Source organism: Streptomyces sp. NPDC050988 (genome assembly GCF_044456225.1).
Lineage (GTDB): Bacteria > Actinomycetota > Actinomycetes > Streptomycetales > Streptomycetaceae > Streptomyces.
This window is the reverse complement of the sequence record NZ_JBITFQ010000003.1, coordinates 565377-581217: the sequence shown is the minus strand read 5'-3', so window position 1 is coordinate 581217 and position 15841 is coordinate 565377. Positions and strand designations below refer to the sequence as shown.

Genomic DNA, 15841 nt, shown 5'->3' with positions numbered 1-15841 from the left:
CGACAAACTCGGCTGTGCTGTTGGGAGGGGATGTAAGTCCCTGACGGACCCTGCTGTCAATACTTTGTTAAGACATCATTTCACGATCACGTGAGAATGTAAGTACAAAGTATTGACACGGCTCCGTCCCGGTCTTACACCTAGGACACACCGGTCCCCTGCATCCCGCACCCCCGGTAGCCCGTAGCCAGCACGAGGAGCGACGCGTATGACCGAGTCCTTCGACCTGATCACCATGGGTCGCATCGGGGTCGATCTCTACCCTCTGCAGACGGGCGTGCCGCTCGCGAGTGTCGAAACCTTCGGTAAATTCCTCGGCGGTTCGGCCGCCAACGTGGCGGTCGCCGCGGCCCGGTTGGGCCGTTCCACGGCGATCGTCACCCGAACCGGCGATGATCCCTTCGGAGCCTATCTGCACCAGGCTCTCAAGGAGTTCGGGGTCGACGACCGCTGGGTCACTCCCGTCGAGGCGTACCCGACGCCGGTCACGTTCTGTGAGATCTTCCCGCCCGACAACTTCCCGCTGTACTTCTACCGGCAGCCCAAGGCGCCCGACCTGGAGATCCGCACCGACGAGCTGGACTTCTTCGCCGTCCGGTCGGCGAAGATCTTCTGGATCACCGGCACCGGTCTGAGCGAGGAGCCCAGCCGCTCCGCCACGCTCGCGGCCCTCAAGGCACGCGACAAGTCCGGCACCACCGTCTTCGACCTCGACTGGCGCCCCATGTTCTGGAAGGACCCGGCCGAGGCACGCCCGTACTACGCCGAAGCCCTGCGGCATGTCACGGTCGCCGTCGGGAACCTCGAGGAGTGCGAGGTCGCCACCGGAGTCCGTGAGCCGCGCGCCTGCGCCGAGGCCCTCCTCGAAGCGGGCGTGGAACTGGCCGTCGTCAAGCAGGGACCCAAGGGCGTCCTCGCTGTCCACCGCGACGGCACCACCGCTGAAGTGCCACCCGTACCCGTCGAGGTGGTCAACGGCCTCGGCGCGGGCGACGCGTTCGGCGGCTCGCTCTGCCACGGGCTGCTGGCCGGCTGGGAGCTGGAGAAGACGATGCGGTACGCCAACGCGGCCGGCGCCCTCGTCGCCTCCCGCCTCGCCTGCTCCTCCGCGATGCCGACCGCCGCCGAGGTCGAGGATCTCGTCGCCTCCCGCGCCTGACGCCTCCTCCTTCACTTGAACGGAGCCAGACCCTTGAGCATCACCATCCCCGACCTCGTCAGGGTGCGCGCCCGGCACCCGGAGGCGGTGGCCGAAGCGGCCGCTCGCCGGAGCCGGCGCCCCCTCGTCGGCGACAGCGGCCGCCTCATGATCGTGGCGGCCGACCACCCGGCACGCGGTGCGCTCGGCGTCGGCGACCGCAGGATGGCGATGGCCAACCGCGCCGACCTGCTGGAGCGGCTGTGCGTCGCGCTGTCGCGGCCCGGGGTGGACGGGGTCCTCGCCACCGCCGACATCCTGGACGACCTGCTCCTGCTCGGCGCGCTGGAGAACAAGGTCGTCATGGGCTCCATGAACCGCGGCGGCCTGGCCGGCGCCGCCTTCGAGATGGACGACCGGTTCACCGGCCACCGCGCCGAGGACATGGCCCGGCTGAACTTCGACGCGGGCAAGCTGCTGCTGCGCATCGACTACGACGACCCCGGCTCGCTGACCACCCTGGAGTCGACCGCCCGCGCGATCGACGACATGGCCGCGCACCGCCTGCCCGTCTTCGTCGAACCGTTCATCTCCCGCCGCGTCGAGGGAACCGTCCGCAACGACCTCACCGCCGAGGCCGTCACCCGCTCCATCGCCATAGCCTCGGGGCTCGGCGGCACCTCCGCCTACACCTGGCTGAAACTGCCCGTCACCAGCGACCCGGACGACATGGCCGCCGTGCTGGAGACCTCGACCCTGCCCGCCGTCCTGCTCGGCGGCGAGGTCGGCAGGGACCAGGAGGGCGCGTACGAGAGATGGCGCAAGGCCCTGCGGCTGCCCACCGTCCAGGGCCTGGTCGTCGGCCGCTCCCTCCTCTATCCCGCCGAGGGCAGTGTGGAGACCGCGGTGGACACCGCGGTCGGCCTGCTCTGACCGGAAGGACCCACCATTCATGACCAGCGCACACCACCTGCCCGCGGGCAAGGCCGCGAGCGGTCCGTACGCCGTGGACATCACCCCGGAGAGCGCCGGCTGGGACCACTCCAGCCTCCGCGTCCTGGAACTCGAGCCCGGCGGTACGCACTTGTTCACCGCCGGGGACAGCGAGTGGATCGTGATCTCGCTCAGCGGCGGCTGCACCGTCACGGTCGGTGACGACTTCGGCCGCGACGAGTTCGAGCTGCACGGCCGCGCGAGCGTGTTCAGCGGTGCCAGCGACTTCGTATACGTTCCGCGTGACGCGACCGCGACGCTCACCTCGGCCGACGGGGGGCGCTTCGCGCTCAACGGGGCTCGCTGCTCCCGCCGCCTGCCGGCCCGCTACGGGTCCGCCGAGTCCGTCCCGGTCGAGCTGCGCGGCGCCGGCAACTGCTCCCGCATGGTCCGCAACTTCGGCGCGGCCGGGGCCTTCGAGTGCGACAAGCTCATCGCGGTCGAGGTGATCACCCCGGGCGGCAACTGGTCCTCGTACCCGCCGCACAAGCACGACGAGCACCGGCCCGGCGAGGAGTCCGAGCTGGAGGAGGTCTACTACTTCGAGATCGCCGCCCACGAGGGCACGCCCGGCGTCGGCTACCAGCGGGTCTCACCGTCCGGCCACGGCAACGGCACGGACGTGCTCGCAGAGGTGCGCGACGGCGACATCGTCCTGGTCCCGGACGGCTGGCACGGCCCCTCCATCGCCGCGCCCGGACACGACATGTACTACCTCAACGTCATGGCGGGCCCCGGCGCCGACCGGTCCTGGCTGATCTGCGACCACCCCGACCACGCCTGGATCCGCGACACCTGGCCGAGCCAGCCCGTCGACCCCCGGCTGACCCGACCCGCCGCTCCCCAGTGAGGAACCGATGAGCCGCTCCACCCTCCGCCTGACCGTCGCCCAGGCGCTGGTGCGTTTCCTGGCCGCGCAGTACACCGAACGCGACGGCGTACGGCACCGGCTGATCGCCGGCACCTGGGGGATCTTCGGCCATGGCAACGTCGCCGGGATCGGCCAGGCGCTCCTGGAGGCCGGCGAGGAGACCATGCCGTTCCACCAGGGCCGCAACGAACAGGCCATGGTGCACGCCGCGGTCGGTCACGCCCGCCAGCTGAACCGGCTCTCCGCACAGGCGGTCACCACCTCCATCGGGCCCGGCGCGACCAACCTGGTCACGGGCGCCGCCCTGGCCACGGTCAACCGCCTCCCGGTGCTGCTCCTGCCCGGCGACTACTTCGCGACCCGCGCCGCCGACCCGCTGCTCCAGCAGCTGGAGCACCCCGTCGAGGCGGACCTGTCGGTCAACGACACGCTGCGTCCGGTCTCCCGCTACTTCGACCGGATCACCCGCCCCGAGGCGCTGATCCCCTCCGCGCTGAACGCGATGCGCGTGCTCGCCGACCCCGTCGAGACCGGCGCCGTCACCCTCGCCCTGCCGCAGGACGTCCAGGCCGAGGCGTACGACTGGCCCGAGGAGTTCTTCGCCGACCGGATCTGGCACGTACGCCGCCCGGCGCCCGAACCGGCCGAGCTGGCGGCCGCCGTGGAAGCCCTACGCGGCGCCCGGCGCCCCTTGATCGTCGCGGGCGGCGGCGTCCACCACAGCGAGGCCGAGCCGGCCCTCAAGGCGTTCGTGGAGGCCACCGGCATCCCGGTCGCGTCCACCCAGGCCGGCAAGGGCTCCCTGCGGTACGACCACCCGGCGGACCTCGGCGGCGTCGGCCACACCGGCACCGCCGTCGCCGACGAACTGGCCCGCACCGCCGACCTGGTCATCGGCGTCGGCACCCGCTACACGGACTTCACCACCGCCTCCGCCACGCTCTTCCAGGAGCCGGGCGTGCGGTTCGTGAACGTCAACGTGGCCGCCTTCGACGCGCACAAGCTGAGCGCGCGGACCCTGGTCGTCGACGCCCGTGCCGGTCTGGAGGCCCTCACCGAGGCGCTGTCCGGCCACCGTGTGGACGCGGCGTACGAGGCCGAGTACCGCGCGGGCAAGGAGCGCTGGGAGCAGGTAGTGGACGCGGTCTACCGGGCGGACGACGAGCACGCGGTGCCCACCCAGACCCAGGTCCTCGGCGCGCTGGACGCCGTGGTCGGCGACGACGACGTCGTCATCAACGCGGCCGGCTCGCTCCCGGGCGACCTGCACAAGCTCTGGCGCGCGCGCAGCCCGCGCCAGTACCACCTGGAGTACGGCTTCTCCTGCATGGGCTACGAGATCCCGGCGGGCATCGGCGTCCAGCAGGCCGCCCCCGGCACTCCCGTGTGGTCGCTGGTCGGCGACGGCACGTACCTGATGATGCCCACCGAGATCGTCACCGCCGTCCAGGAGGGCCTGCCCGTCAACCTGGTGCTGATCCAGAACCACGGGTACGCGTCCATCGGAGGCCTCTCCGAGTCGGTCGGCGGCGAGCGCTTCGGCACCGCCTACCGCTACCGGGCCGCCGACTCCACCTTCACCGGCGCCCCGCTGCCCGTGGACCTGGCCGCCAACGTCGCCAGCCTCGGCATGGACGTCCTCCGTGCCAAGACCGTCCGCGAACTGCGCGACGCCCTGGCCACGGCCCGCGCCTCGGACCGGCCGACGTGCGTGTACGTCGAGACCGACCCGACGCCCACCGCCCCCGCCGCCGCGGCCTGGTGGGACGTACCCGTCGCCGAGGTGGCCTCCCGCGAGGCCGCCACCCGCGCCCGGGAGCTGTACGACCAGCATGTCGTCGACCGCCGCCACCACCTCTGAATTCCCGCTCAAGAAAAGGATCCGCACCATGAAGAACATCAACCACTGGATCGGCGGGAAGCCCGTCGAGGGCACCTCAGGCCGCTTCGGCCCTGTCTACAACCCCGCCACGGGCGCCCAGGAGAAGCAGGTGCCCTTCGCCTCCGTGGACGAGGTGGACGCCGCCGTCGCCTCCGCGCGGGCCGCCTTCGAGAGCTGGGGGACCGCCTCGCTGGCCAAGCGCACGGCCGTTCTCTTCAAGTACCGCGAGCTGCTCGACGCGCACCGCGACGAGATCGCCGAGCTGATCACCGCCGAGCACGGCAAGGTGCACTCGGACGCGCTCGGTGAGATCGCCCGGGGCATGGAGATCGTCGAACTCGCCTGTTCCGTACCGCAGTTGGTGAAGGGCGAGCTGTCCACGCAGGTCTCCACGCGCGTCGACGTGGCCGCGATCCGCCAGCCGCTCGGCGTCGTCGCGGGCATCACACCGTTCAACTTCCCCGCCATGGTGCCGATGTGGATGTTCCCGCTGGCCATCGCCTGCGGCAACACCTTCATCCTCAAGCCGAGCGAGAAGGACCCCTCCGCCTCCTACCGGCTGGCCGAACTCGCCTCCGAGGCAGGCCTCCCCGACGGCGTCCTCAACGTCGTGCAGGGCGACAAGGTCGCCGTGGACCGCCTCCTGGAGCACCCGGACATCACGGCCGTCTCCTTCGTCGGCTCCACGCCCATCGCCAAGTACATCCAGCTCAAGGGCATCGAGCACGGCAAGCGCGTACAGGCCCTCGGCGGCGCCAAGAACCACATGCTGGTTCTCCCGGACGCCGACCTGGACTTCGCCGCCGACCAGGCCATCAACGCCGCCTACGGCTCGGCCGGCGAGCGCTGCATGGCCGTGTCCGTCGTCGTCGCCGTCGGCGACACCGGCGACGAGCTGGTCGACAAGATCGCCGAGCGGGCCAAGGGCCTGAAGATCGGCCCCGGCAGCGACGCGGCCAGCGAGATGGGTCCGCTCATCACCCGCGAGCACCGCGACAAGGTCGCCTCGTACGTGACGGGCGCGGCCGCCCAGGGCGCCGAGGTCGTCGTCGACGGCACCGGCTTCACCGTCCCGGGCCACGAGGACGGCTTCTTCATCGGCGTCTCCCTCCTCGACAAGGTGCCGGTCACCGCGGACGCGTACAAGGACGAGATCTTCGGCCCGGTGCTGTGCGTGGTCCGCGCCGAGACGTACGACGAGGCCATCGCGCTGATCAACAGCTCCCGCTGGGGCAACGGCACCGCGATCTTCACCCGGGACGGCGGCGCCGCCCGCCGCTTCCAGCTGGAGGTCCAGGCCGGCATGGTCGGCGTCAACGTGCCGATCCCCGTGCCCGTCGGCTACCACTCGTTCGGTGGCTGGAAGGACTCCCTCTTCGGCGACCACCACATCTACGGCAACGACGGCATCGCCTTCTACACCCAGGGCAAGGTCATCACCACCCGCTGGCCCGACCCGGCCGACGGCGGCGGTATCAACCTCGGCTTCCCCAGCAACTCCTGACGGAAGCCACACCCTTAAGGAGGCCGTGCCCGACCCGGGCACGGCCTCACCGAAGCCGTCCGGGGTACCCGCGCGACACGATCGAGAGCCACGTACCGACGGACATGTGAAGGGAGGGGCTCCGTGGCAGAGACCGAAACCGCACGTCCGGCGAACGCCGCAGCGTTCGACAGCCTGGAGGTCGCCCTGGACCGGGGCAGCCCGATCCCGCTCTACTACCAGCTCGCCCAGCAACTGGAGTCCGCGATCGAGCACGGGGCGCTCGCCCCGGGCAATCTGCTGGGCAACGAGGTGGACATCGCCGCCCGGCTCGGCCTGTCCCGGCCGACCGTCCGCCAGGCCATCCAGTCCCTGGTGGACAAGGGCCTGCTGGTGCGCCGCCGCGGCATCGGCACCCAGGTCGTGCACAGCCAGGTCAGACGTTCGCTGGAACTGAGCAGTCTCTACGACGATCTGGCGGCCGCCGGGCAGAGCCCCGCCACCCGGGTGCTGCGCAACGAGATCGAGTCGGCCTCGCCCGAGGTCGCCGCGGCTCTCGGCATCCCCGAGGGCCGGGACGTCATCGTGCTCGAAAGGCTGCGCTCCACCTACGGCGAACCCGTGGCACACCTGTGCAACTACCTGCCCGCCTCACTCCTCGACCTGGACACCGAGCGGCTGGAGGAGACCGGCCTCTACCGGATGCTGCGGGCCGCCGGAATCACCCTGCACAGCGCCCGCCAGACCGTGGGCGCCCGCTGCGCCACCGCCGAAGAGGGGACCCTGCTCGACGAGCCGGAGGGGGCCGCGCTGCTCACCATGTGCCGCACGGCCTACGACGATACCGGGCGGGCCGTAGAGTACGGGACCCACGTCTACCGCGCCGCGCGCTACACGTTCGACTTCCAGCTGCTCGTACGCCCCTGATCGGGTGCGGCTGCCGAGGTCGGAAGGCGGCCGCGGCGGTACGTTGGGCCCGTATCGCGCGGGTGCACGGAGCGTGGCGTACGGGAACGGACCACTCCACGGGACGGAGGGGGTCGCAGTGGCGACGAGCGAGGAGAGCGGCGTGGCGCGGCGGCGGTTCGACATGGCGGACGCCGCGGTGGTGCTGCTGGACGCGCGCATGGCGGTGGCCGGCTGGACCGGCGACGCCGAGCGGCTCTTCGGCTATCGCCGGGCCGAGGCCGTCGGCCGGCCCGCCGCCGAGCTGCTGATGCCCGAGGACGCCTCGCGCCTGCCCGACCTGACCCGCCGCTGCGGCCGCAACGGCGGCTGGACCGGGCTCCTCGCGGTGCGTCACCGCGACGGGCACCCCGTCGTCACGACGGTGCGGGTCGTCCCGGCCGTGGAGGCCGCCGAGGGCCCGCCGCGCTGGGTGGTCCTGGCCGCCGACTCGACCGGCGCCGCGGGCTGGGACATGAGCCGCACGGTGCTGGAGCGGATGGCCTCCCACTCACCCATCGGCATAGCGATCGTCGACGCGGACCTGCGGTATGTGTGGTCCAACGCGGCCCTGGAGCAGTTCGGCGGCGGACCCGCGCACCGGCGGATCGGCAAACGGCTCGCGGACATCCAGCCGGGCCTGAACGCTCAGGCCCTGGAGGCCGTGATGCGACAGGTCCTGGAGACCGGCGAGGCCGTCGTCGGCTACGAACACATCGGTACGATCCGCTCGGCGCCGCACCGGGACACGGCCCACGCGATGTCGTTCACCCGCCTCGACGACGACCACGGCAACCCGATCGGCGTGTACTACACCGTCGTGGACGTCACCGAGCGCTACCGGGCCCGCGAACGCCTCACCCTCCTGGACCGGGCGGGCAAGAGCCTCGGCCGCACCCTGGACGTCGTGCGCACCGCCCAGGAGCTGGCCGACGTGGCGGTGCCCGGGCTCGCCGACTTCGTCACCGTGGATCTGCTGGAGACCGTCCTCGAAGGGGGCGAACCCGTCGCCGGCCCGCTCAGCGGGACGGACGCGATGCCGCTGCGCCGAGCCGGCCACCAGTCGGTGAACGAAGGCGTCCCCGAGGCCGTCGTCGAGGTCGGCGACGTGGCCGCCTACCTGCCCGAAGCACCCCCGATCCGCGCGCTGACCGGCGGCACCTCATGGATCGAGGAACGGCTCGACCCGCTGGCCCCGGAGTGGGCCACGGGCATCGCCGGCGACCGGGCAGCCACCTTCCTCGACCTCGGCCTGCACACCGCCATGATCGTGCCCGTGCGGGCCCGCGGCACCATGCTCGGGATCACCACCTTCTTCCGGCGCCACCGTCAGGACCCCTTCGACCAGGACGACCTGAGCCTGGCCGAGGAGTTCGTCGGCCGCGCGGCCCTGTGCCTCGACAACGCCCGCCGCTACACCCGGGAGCGCGACGCGGCCCTCGTACTGCAGCGCCATCTGCTGCCGCACCGGCTCCCCGAGCAGGACGCGATGGAGGTCGCCGCCTGCTACCGGCCGGCCGACGAGCTGACGGGACTCGGCGGCGACTGGTTCGACGTCATCCCGCTGTCGGGCGCACGCGTCGCCCTGGTGGTCGGCGACGTCGTCGGCCACGGCATCGAGGCCGCCGCGGCCATGGGCCGGCTGAGGGCCGCCGTACAGACCCTCGCCGACCTGGACCTGCCGCCCGAGGAGGTCCTCGCCCACCTCGACGACCTGGTCGACCGGGCCGGATACGAGGACGACTCCGAGGCCGCCCCGCGCGCCGACGGCGTACGGGCGAAGGGCGCCAGCTGCCTCTACGCGGTGTACGACCCGGTGGGCGGCCGGTGTTCCATGGCCGCCGCGGGCCACGGCCTGCCCGCGATCGTCGCCCCGGACGGCACGGTCGACTTCCCCGAGCTGCCGCCGGGACCCCCGCTGGGCGTGAGCGGCCCGCCCTTCGAGTCGGTCGAACTGCCGCTCGCGGAAGGCAGTGTGCTCGCCCTCTGCACCGACGGCCTGCTCGCCGCCGAGGGGCCCGCGCCGCAGCGGGACGCCGCCGCCGACCGGGAGCGGCTGCGCCGGGTGCTCGAACGGCGGGCGCCCAGCCTCGACGACCGCTGCCAGGCCGTGGTGGAGGCGCTGGTCCCGGCCCGTCCGCCGGACGACGTGGTCCTGCTGATGGCCCGCGCCCGACGCCTCGACGCGCGGCGGACGGTGTCCTGGGAGCTGCCCAGCGACCCGGCGGCCGTCGCCGACGTGCGCAAGCGGACGTCACGGCAGCTGTGCGAGTGGGGCCTGGACGAGCTGACCTTCACCACCGAACTCGTCGTCAGCGAACTCGTCACCAACGCCATCCGGCACGCCTCCGGGCCGATAAGACTGCGGCTGATCATGTCGCGGACCCTCGTCTGCGAGGTCTGGGACGCCAGCCCCACCGCCCCGCACCTGCGTCACCCGAAGACGACCGACGAGGGCGGCCGCGGTCTGTTCCTGGTCTCCCAGTTCACCCAGCGCTGGGGCACCCGCTACACCCAGGACGGCAAGATCATCTGGACCGAGCAGTCACTCACGGGCCCGGAGATCTGAGCGGGCCGGCAACGCGGTGCGGCATGGCGTCGCATCGCGGCGGCGAGACACATTTCCGCCGTGCCCGTTGTGCCTAACGAGGTATTAAGTCACTTTTGTCGCATAGTGCGTCCGGAGGTCTACCCCGGACCGGCCGCCCGCGCGCCCCCGCGGTTCGCCTCCTCGTGCCCGTACCCAACGAGGAGTGACGCCTCATGTCCGACACCGTGTCCCGGCGGTCCGTCCTGCGCCTGCTGAGCGGCGCGACCGCCGTCGCCCTGGCCGCGACCGCGGGCCCCCCGTCCCTCGCACACGCGGCTGCCACCCGCCGACCACCGGCCGCGGGCCCCCGCGTCGAGGGACTGCTCACCAAGCTCACCCTGGACGAGAAGCTCTCCCTGCTGCACGGCGCCACCGACCCCAAGGCCCTCGGCCAGGCCGGTTACGTGCCCGGCGTGGAACGGCTCGGCATCCCGCCGCTGCGCCTCGCCGACGGCCCCGCCGGAGTCCGCGTCAAGCAGCACGCCACCGCCCTGCCCGCGCCCGTCCTGCTCGCCGCCGCCTTCGACCCCGGCCTCGCCCGCCGCTACGGCCAGGTCATCGGCCGCGAGGGCCGCGCCCTCGGCCAGGACGTACTGCTCTCCCCGATGGTCAACCTCATCCGCACCCCGTACGCGGGCCGCAACTTCGAGACGTTCAGCGAGGACCCGCTGCTCTCCGCCGACCTCGTGGCCGAGGAGATCAAGGGCATCCAGGGCGAGGGCCTCATCGCGACCGTCAAGCACTACGCGATGAACAACCAGGAGAAGGACCGCGACTCCATCGACGTACGGGTCGACGAGCAGACCCTCAACGAGGTCGAGCTGCGTGCCTTCGAAGCCGCCGTCGGCGCCGGAGCCCGCGCGGTCATGGGCGCCTACAACAAGGTCAACGGCACCTACGCCTGCGAGAGCAAGGAGCTCCTCACCGGCATCCTCCGCGACCGCTGGGGCTTCGAGGGCTGGGTGATGACCGACTGGCACGCCGCCCACAGCACGGTCGCCTCGCTCGCCGCGGGCCTCGACATGGAGATGCCGAACGGCAAGTACTTCGGGGCAGCGCTGAAGACGGCCGTCCAGAACGGGAGCGTCTCCGAGGAGTACGTCGACCGGGCCGTACGCCGCATCCTCACCACCATGGACGACTTCGGGATGCTCGACGGCAGCGCCCCGCCCCGCCCGGCACGCAACCCGTCGGCGGGCGCGGCGGTCGCCCTGGAGGTCGCCGAGGCGGGCGCGACCCTCCTGCACAACAGGAACGGCATGCTGCCCCTGACCGGCGAGGCCGCCCGCAGCATCGCCGTCGTCGGCCCCACCGGCTCGCTGCCCTTCGTCAGCGGCGGCGGCAGCGCCCATGTGATCCCCGACCATGCCGAGCGCCCTCTGGACGCCATCAAGTCGCGTGCGGGACAAGGCGCCCAGGTGTCCTACGCGCTCGGCGAGGACCTCTTCGGCAAACCCCTGCCCGAGGACGCGCTCACCGACGGCATCGACCCGGAGGGCCAGCGGGTCGCCGCCGGGAAGACCTGGACCTACAAGGGGACTCTCACCGTCGAGGACGACGACGAGTGGACCTTCGTCGTCCACTACTCCGGAACGCGGCCCAAGGTGCTCCTCGACGGAGCCGACCTCTTCCCGGTGGCGGCCGGGCTCGCGGAGCACTTCACGGGCGGCCTGGTGTCGGCCGCGCCCGACGCGCTCGCGGTGCGCCGCAGGACGCTCGATCTCGCCGCCGGGGAACACCGGGTCGAGATCACCGCGAAGGGCGGCGCCCAGGGGCAGACGTTCCGGCTGAGGCACGTCACCGGCGCGACCCGCGCCCAGGACGTCGCCGAGGCGGTGAAGGCGGCCCGGGCCGCGGAGAGCGTCGTGCTCTTCGCCTACGAGGACGCCACCGAGAACCAGGACCGCACGACCCTCGCGCTCCCGGGCCACCAGGTCGGACTGATCGAGGCGGTGACGGCGGTGAACCCCCGTACGACCGTCGTCCTCAACACCTCGTCCTCGACGTCGATGCCGTGGCTGGAGCGCACCGCCGCCGTGCTGCAGATGTACTACCCGGGCCAGGAGGGCGCGGCCGCCACCGCCGCCGTCCTGTTCGGCGACTGCGACCCCGGCGGACGGCTCACGCAGACCTTCCCGGTGGACGACGAGCACCACCCGGTCGCGGGCGATGTGCGCCGCTACCCGGGCGTGAACGGCGTCGAGGAGTACTCGGAGGGCGTCCACGTCGGCCACCGCTGGTACGACGCCGAGGACGTGCGGCCGCTCTTCCCGTTCGGGCACGGACTCTCGTACACCTCCTTCGTGTACGAAGGCCTGGGCGTGGAGCGGACCGGGGACGGGCTGGAGGTGGTGTTCACCGTGCGGAACACGGGACGCCGGGACGGGGTCGACATCCCGCAGGTCTATGTGGGCCCCTCGCCGGACCTTCAGGTCGACCGGGCCCAAAGGGTGTTGGGCGGCTATCAGCGGCTCGCGCTGAAGGCGGGGGAGTCGCGCAAGGTCACCGTGCGCGTCGACGAGCGCACCCTCTCCTCGTGGGACGCCGAGCGGCACGGCTGGGTGCTCGGCACCGGGCGGCGGACCGTGTGGGTGGGGGCCTCTGCGGGTGAACTGCGGCTCAGCGGGAGGGCACAGGTGTGAGGCCGACGGGACTCCGTGCCGTCCAAGTGACCGGGTAGGCTGCCCGGCGTGCGCTCGCGGCCGAGCGCACGCCGGGCCAGGCCCGGCCCGCGGTGAATCGGGAGGAACCGGCGTTGCACGTCCAGGAGTGGCTAGAGACAGTGCCCGCGGTCAGCATCTACCTGCTGGTGGGCCTGGTCATCGGCCTGGAGAGCCTGGGCATTCCACTGCCGGGCGAGATCATCCTCGTCTCCGCGGCGCTGCTCGCCTCCCAGCACGGTGACATCAACCCCGTCATCCTCGGCGCCTGCGCCGTCGCCGGCGCGATCATCGGTGACTCCATCGGCTATGCCATCGGCCGCAAGGGCGGACGCCCACTGCTGACCTGGCTCGGCGCGAAGTTCCCCAGGCACTTCAGCGAGGGCCATATCGCCACCGCCGAGAAGTCCTTCGAGAAGTGGGGCATGTGGGCCGTGTTCTTCGGCCGCTTCGTCGCCCTGCTGCGGATCTTCGCGGGCCCGCTCGCGGGTGTGCTGCGCATGCCGTACTGGAAGTTCCTGACCGCCAACGTCCTCGGCGGCATCCTCTGGGCCGGCGGCACCACCGCGGTCATCTACTACGTCGGCATCGTCGCCGAGTCCTGGCTCAAGCGCTTCTCCTGGCTCGGCCTGGTCCTGGCCCTCCTCATCGGCCTCACCTCGATGCTGGTCCTCAAGCGCAAGGCGAAGAAGGTCTCGGCGGAGCGCGAGGCCGAGCGGTCGGCGGCCGAGCCGGTCCCGGCGACCGACTAGGCGACGGCTGAGGGGCTGCACCCGATGACGGGGCGCAGCCCCGTTTTAGGGGCGCGGGGAACTGCGCGACCAGCCACGGCCGTCCCGCAGCCCGCGACGAACCTCAGCCCTCGTGTGCGGCCCGGTGCTCCCGAGCCAGCGCCACGTACAGCGTCCCGTTCAGCGAAATCCCCTCCCGCTCCTCAGCCGTGAGCTCCCGCTTCACCTTGGCGGGCACCCCCGCGACAAGCGACCCCGGCGGCACCCGCATCCCCTGCGGGACAAGCGCCTGCGCGGCAACCAGCGAACCCGCCCCGATCACCGCCCCGTTCAGGATCGTCGCCCCCATCCCGACCAGACAGTCGTCCTCGACAGTGGCACCGTGCACCACGGCGTTGTGCCCGATGGACACCCGCTCCCCGACGGTGACGGGGAACCCGGGGTCGACATGCAGCGTGCAGTTGTCCTGCACGTTGCTGTCCGCGCCGATGACGATGGGCCCGCACTCGGCCCGCAGCACCGCCCCGTACCAGACGCTCGCGCCCGGGTGCAGCGTCACCTCGCCGAGCACCACGGACATCGGGGCGACGAACGCCTCCTGATCCACCTTCGGATCCTTGCCGCCCATGCCCGCGATCAGCGCCTCGTGCGTCATCGCCGTCTCCTCGTTCTCGTTGGTACCGGCACCGTAAGGGATCCGGCCACGCCACGGTGGGGCGAAGATCACAGGCGCCCGAGCTCTTGGCCGGACGTCACGCTGAGTACGGTGAGCGGGTGCCCAAGCGCAAGAACACGTTCTCATCCCGGCGGCGCCGGCTCGTCCAGCGCGCCGTCCACGCGGGCTGGTCCTGGGTGCAACGGACGGGCGCGGTGACCGCCGAGCGGCCCGGACGGCTGCGCTTCGGGGCGATGGGAACAGGTACCAGGCTGGCCTTCCCGCAGGGCACCGTCTTCGGCGAGCCGTGGATCCATCTCGGTGACCACTGCATCATCGCCGAACAGGTCACTCTGACAGCCGGGTTGATGCCCGACCTCGACCTCGGCCCGGACCCCATCCTCCGCATCGGCGACGGTGTCGTCCTCGGCCGCGGCAGCCACGTCATCGCCGACACGACGGTCACGATCGGCAGCGACTGCTACTTCGGGCCGTATGTGTACGTGACGTCCACCAACCACTCGTACGACGACCCCCACGAGCCCATCGGCAAGCAGTGGCCGCGGATGGAGCCGGTGGAGATCGGCCCGGGCTGCTGGATCGGCACGGGTGCGGTGATCCTGCCCGGCGCGCGCATCGGGCGGAACGTCGTGGTGGCGGCCGGCGCGGTCGTACGAGGCGTCGTGCCCGACCACGCGGTGGTGGCCGGGGCGCCGGCCAGGGTCGTACGCCGCTGGACCCCCAGTGACGGCTGGCAGCCACCGCTGCGCACGCCCGCGCCGGTGCCGATCCCCGACGGGGTCACGCCGGAGCAGCTGCTGGCCCTGGCCGACCTGGACGCTGAGGGCATCGCCGGGTTGCGGGCCGTCGAGGACGCCCACGAGGACGTACGAGCGGAGTCCTGACCGGCCGGGGATTCTTCAGCGCCGCGGCCCGGTGGTCGCTCAGCCCGTGGCGAGCAGTACCGTGCCCACCAGTGCCAGACCCGCCCCCGCCGCCTGGATCCCGCGCAGCCGCTCGCTGAGGAAGCCGCGCGCGGCGAGGGCCGTCACCACCGGGCAGAGCGAGGCGAGGACGGCGGCCACGGTGACCGGGCCGCGCTGGGCGGCCAGTGAGTACGTGCCGTTGGCGGCCACGTCCGCGAGACCGACGAACGCCAGGGCCGGGAGGGACTCCCACGCGATCTTCGGGGCAGCCACGCTGCCGCGCCGGACGGCGACGTACAGGGCCGTGCCTCCCGTGACCACGTTCGTGACGCGCTGTACGAACAGGGCGAGGAAGAGGCCGGTGAGGGTGGACGACGCCTCGGCGATCAGGGCCATCACCGCACCGAACCCGAACGCCGCGACCAGGGTGAGCAGTACGGCCTGCCGCTGCACGGGGGCGCCCCTGAAGTGCGGTCCGCCCGCGAGGACGACCCCCACGACGGCGACCGCGATACCCGCGAACTGCACCAGGCCCGGGCGCTCGCCGAGGACGAGACCCACCGCCACGGGGACGGCGATACTGAGCGAGGCGAGCGGCGAGACGACGCCCATCGGGCCGAGGGCGAGCGCCTTGTAGAAGGCCAGCATCCCGACAGGCCCGACGAGTCCCGCCGCCACCGCGAACCACAGCTGCGGACTCGCCTCGCTCCAGGCGCCGGTGACGAGGACGATCGCGCCGAGCACGACGGCGGCGATCGACTGCGAGACAACCACGACCGTCAGCGCGGGCGTACGTCGTGCCAGCAGCCCTCCGCCGAAGTCGGCCAGCCCCCACAGGAGGCTTGTGGCCAGGGCGAACAGCGCTGTCATGGATGCCTCGCAGTACAGTTCGATGAACGATTCGGTGCACCACACCATAGTTCAGTTCATTGAACTGTGTCATCCAGAATATTGAACAGTCCTCAAG

Annotated in this window: 12 protein-coding genes; 10 read left to right on the top strand and 2 right to left on the bottom strand. The window is 71.9% G+C overall.

Annotation, left to right across the window (positions count from 1 at the left end; translation table 11 throughout):
- Positions 1–208: 208 nt before the first annotated feature.
- From iolC to ACIBEI_RS10780, 9 genes are all read left to right on the top strand, one after another.
- Positions 209–1159, top strand: a complete 951-nt coding sequence (gene iolC, locus ACIBEI_RS10820; protein ID WP_398887218.1) for a 5-dehydro-2-deoxygluconokinase — start codon at positions 209–211, stop codon at positions 1157–1159.
- A gap of 33 nt (positions 1160–1192) precedes the next feature.
- On the top strand, positions 1193–2071 hold the full coding sequence (locus ACIBEI_RS10815; protein WP_398887216.1) for a deoxyribose-phosphate aldolase: 879 nt from the start codon (positions 1193–1195) through the stop codon (positions 2069–2071).
- Between the two features lie 19 nt (positions 2072–2090).
- Complete coding sequence (gene iolB, locus ACIBEI_RS10810) at positions 2091–2981, top strand: 5-deoxy-glucuronate isomerase (protein ID WP_398887214.1); 891 nt, start codon at positions 2091–2093, stop codon at positions 2979–2981.
- 7 nt (positions 2982–2988) lie between these two features.
- Entirely contained in the window at positions 2989–4863 is a 1875-nt protein-coding gene (gene iolD, locus ACIBEI_RS10805) for a 3D-(3,5/4)-trihydroxycyclohexane-1,2-dione acylhydrolase (decyclizing) (RefSeq protein WP_398887212.1), read from the top strand.
- Positions 4864–4891: 28 nt separating this feature from the next.
- Positions 4892–6388, top strand: a complete 1497-nt coding sequence (locus ACIBEI_RS10800) for a CoA-acylating methylmalonate-semialdehyde dehydrogenase (RefSeq protein ID WP_398887210.1) — start codon at positions 4892–4894, stop codon at positions 6386–6388.
- A gap of 123 nt (positions 6389–6511) precedes the next feature.
- Positions 6512–7294 (top strand): GntR family transcriptional regulator, encoded by a 783-nt coding sequence (locus ACIBEI_RS10795; RefSeq protein ID WP_398887208.1) that lies wholly within the window; start codon positions 6512–6514, stop codon positions 7292–7294.
- A 118-nt stretch (positions 7295–7412) separates the two neighbouring features.
- Positions 7413–9881, top strand: coding sequence for a SpoIIE family protein phosphatase (locus ACIBEI_RS10790; RefSeq protein ID WP_398887206.1), 2469 nt, complete (start codon positions 7413–7415; stop codon positions 9879–9881).
- A 194-nt stretch (positions 9882–10075) separates the two neighbouring features.
- Positions 10076–12544 carry a beta-glucosidase gene (locus tag ACIBEI_RS10785; RefSeq protein ID WP_398887204.1) on the top strand — a complete coding sequence of 823 codons (2469 nt, stop codon included), beginning with the start codon at positions 10076–10078 and terminating at the stop codon, positions 12542–12544.
- Positions 12545–12657: 113 nt separating this feature from the next.
- Positions 12658–13314 carry a DedA family protein gene (locus ACIBEI_RS10780; RefSeq protein WP_398887203.1) on the top strand — a complete coding sequence of 219 codons (657 nt, stop codon included), beginning with the start codon at positions 12658–12660 and terminating at the stop codon, positions 13312–13314.
- Between the two features lie 103 nt (positions 13315–13417).
- Here ACIBEI_RS10780 and ACIBEI_RS10775 read toward each other — a convergent pair whose 3' ends face one another.
- Complete coding sequence (locus tag ACIBEI_RS10775) at positions 13418–13948, bottom strand: gamma carbonic anhydrase family protein (RefSeq protein ID WP_398887201.1); 531 nt, start codon at positions 13946–13948, stop codon at positions 13418–13420.
- A 119-nt stretch (positions 13949–14067) separates the two neighbouring features.
- Here ACIBEI_RS10775 and ACIBEI_RS10770 point away from each other — a divergent pair, with 119 nt between their 5' ends.
- A complete protein-coding gene (locus ACIBEI_RS10770) occupies positions 14068–14853 on the top strand; it encodes an acyltransferase (protein WP_398887199.1) in 786 nt (261 codons plus the stop codon).
- Between the two features lie 39 nt (positions 14854–14892).
- On the opposite strand, the gene ACIBEI_RS10765 is transcribed toward ACIBEI_RS10770, so the two are convergent.
- Positions 14893–15744: an EamA family transporter gene (locus ACIBEI_RS10765; protein WP_398887197.1), complete on the bottom strand. Its 852-nt coding sequence runs from the start codon at positions 15742–15744 to the stop codon at positions 14893–14895.
- Positions 15745–15841 lie beyond the last annotated feature (97 nt).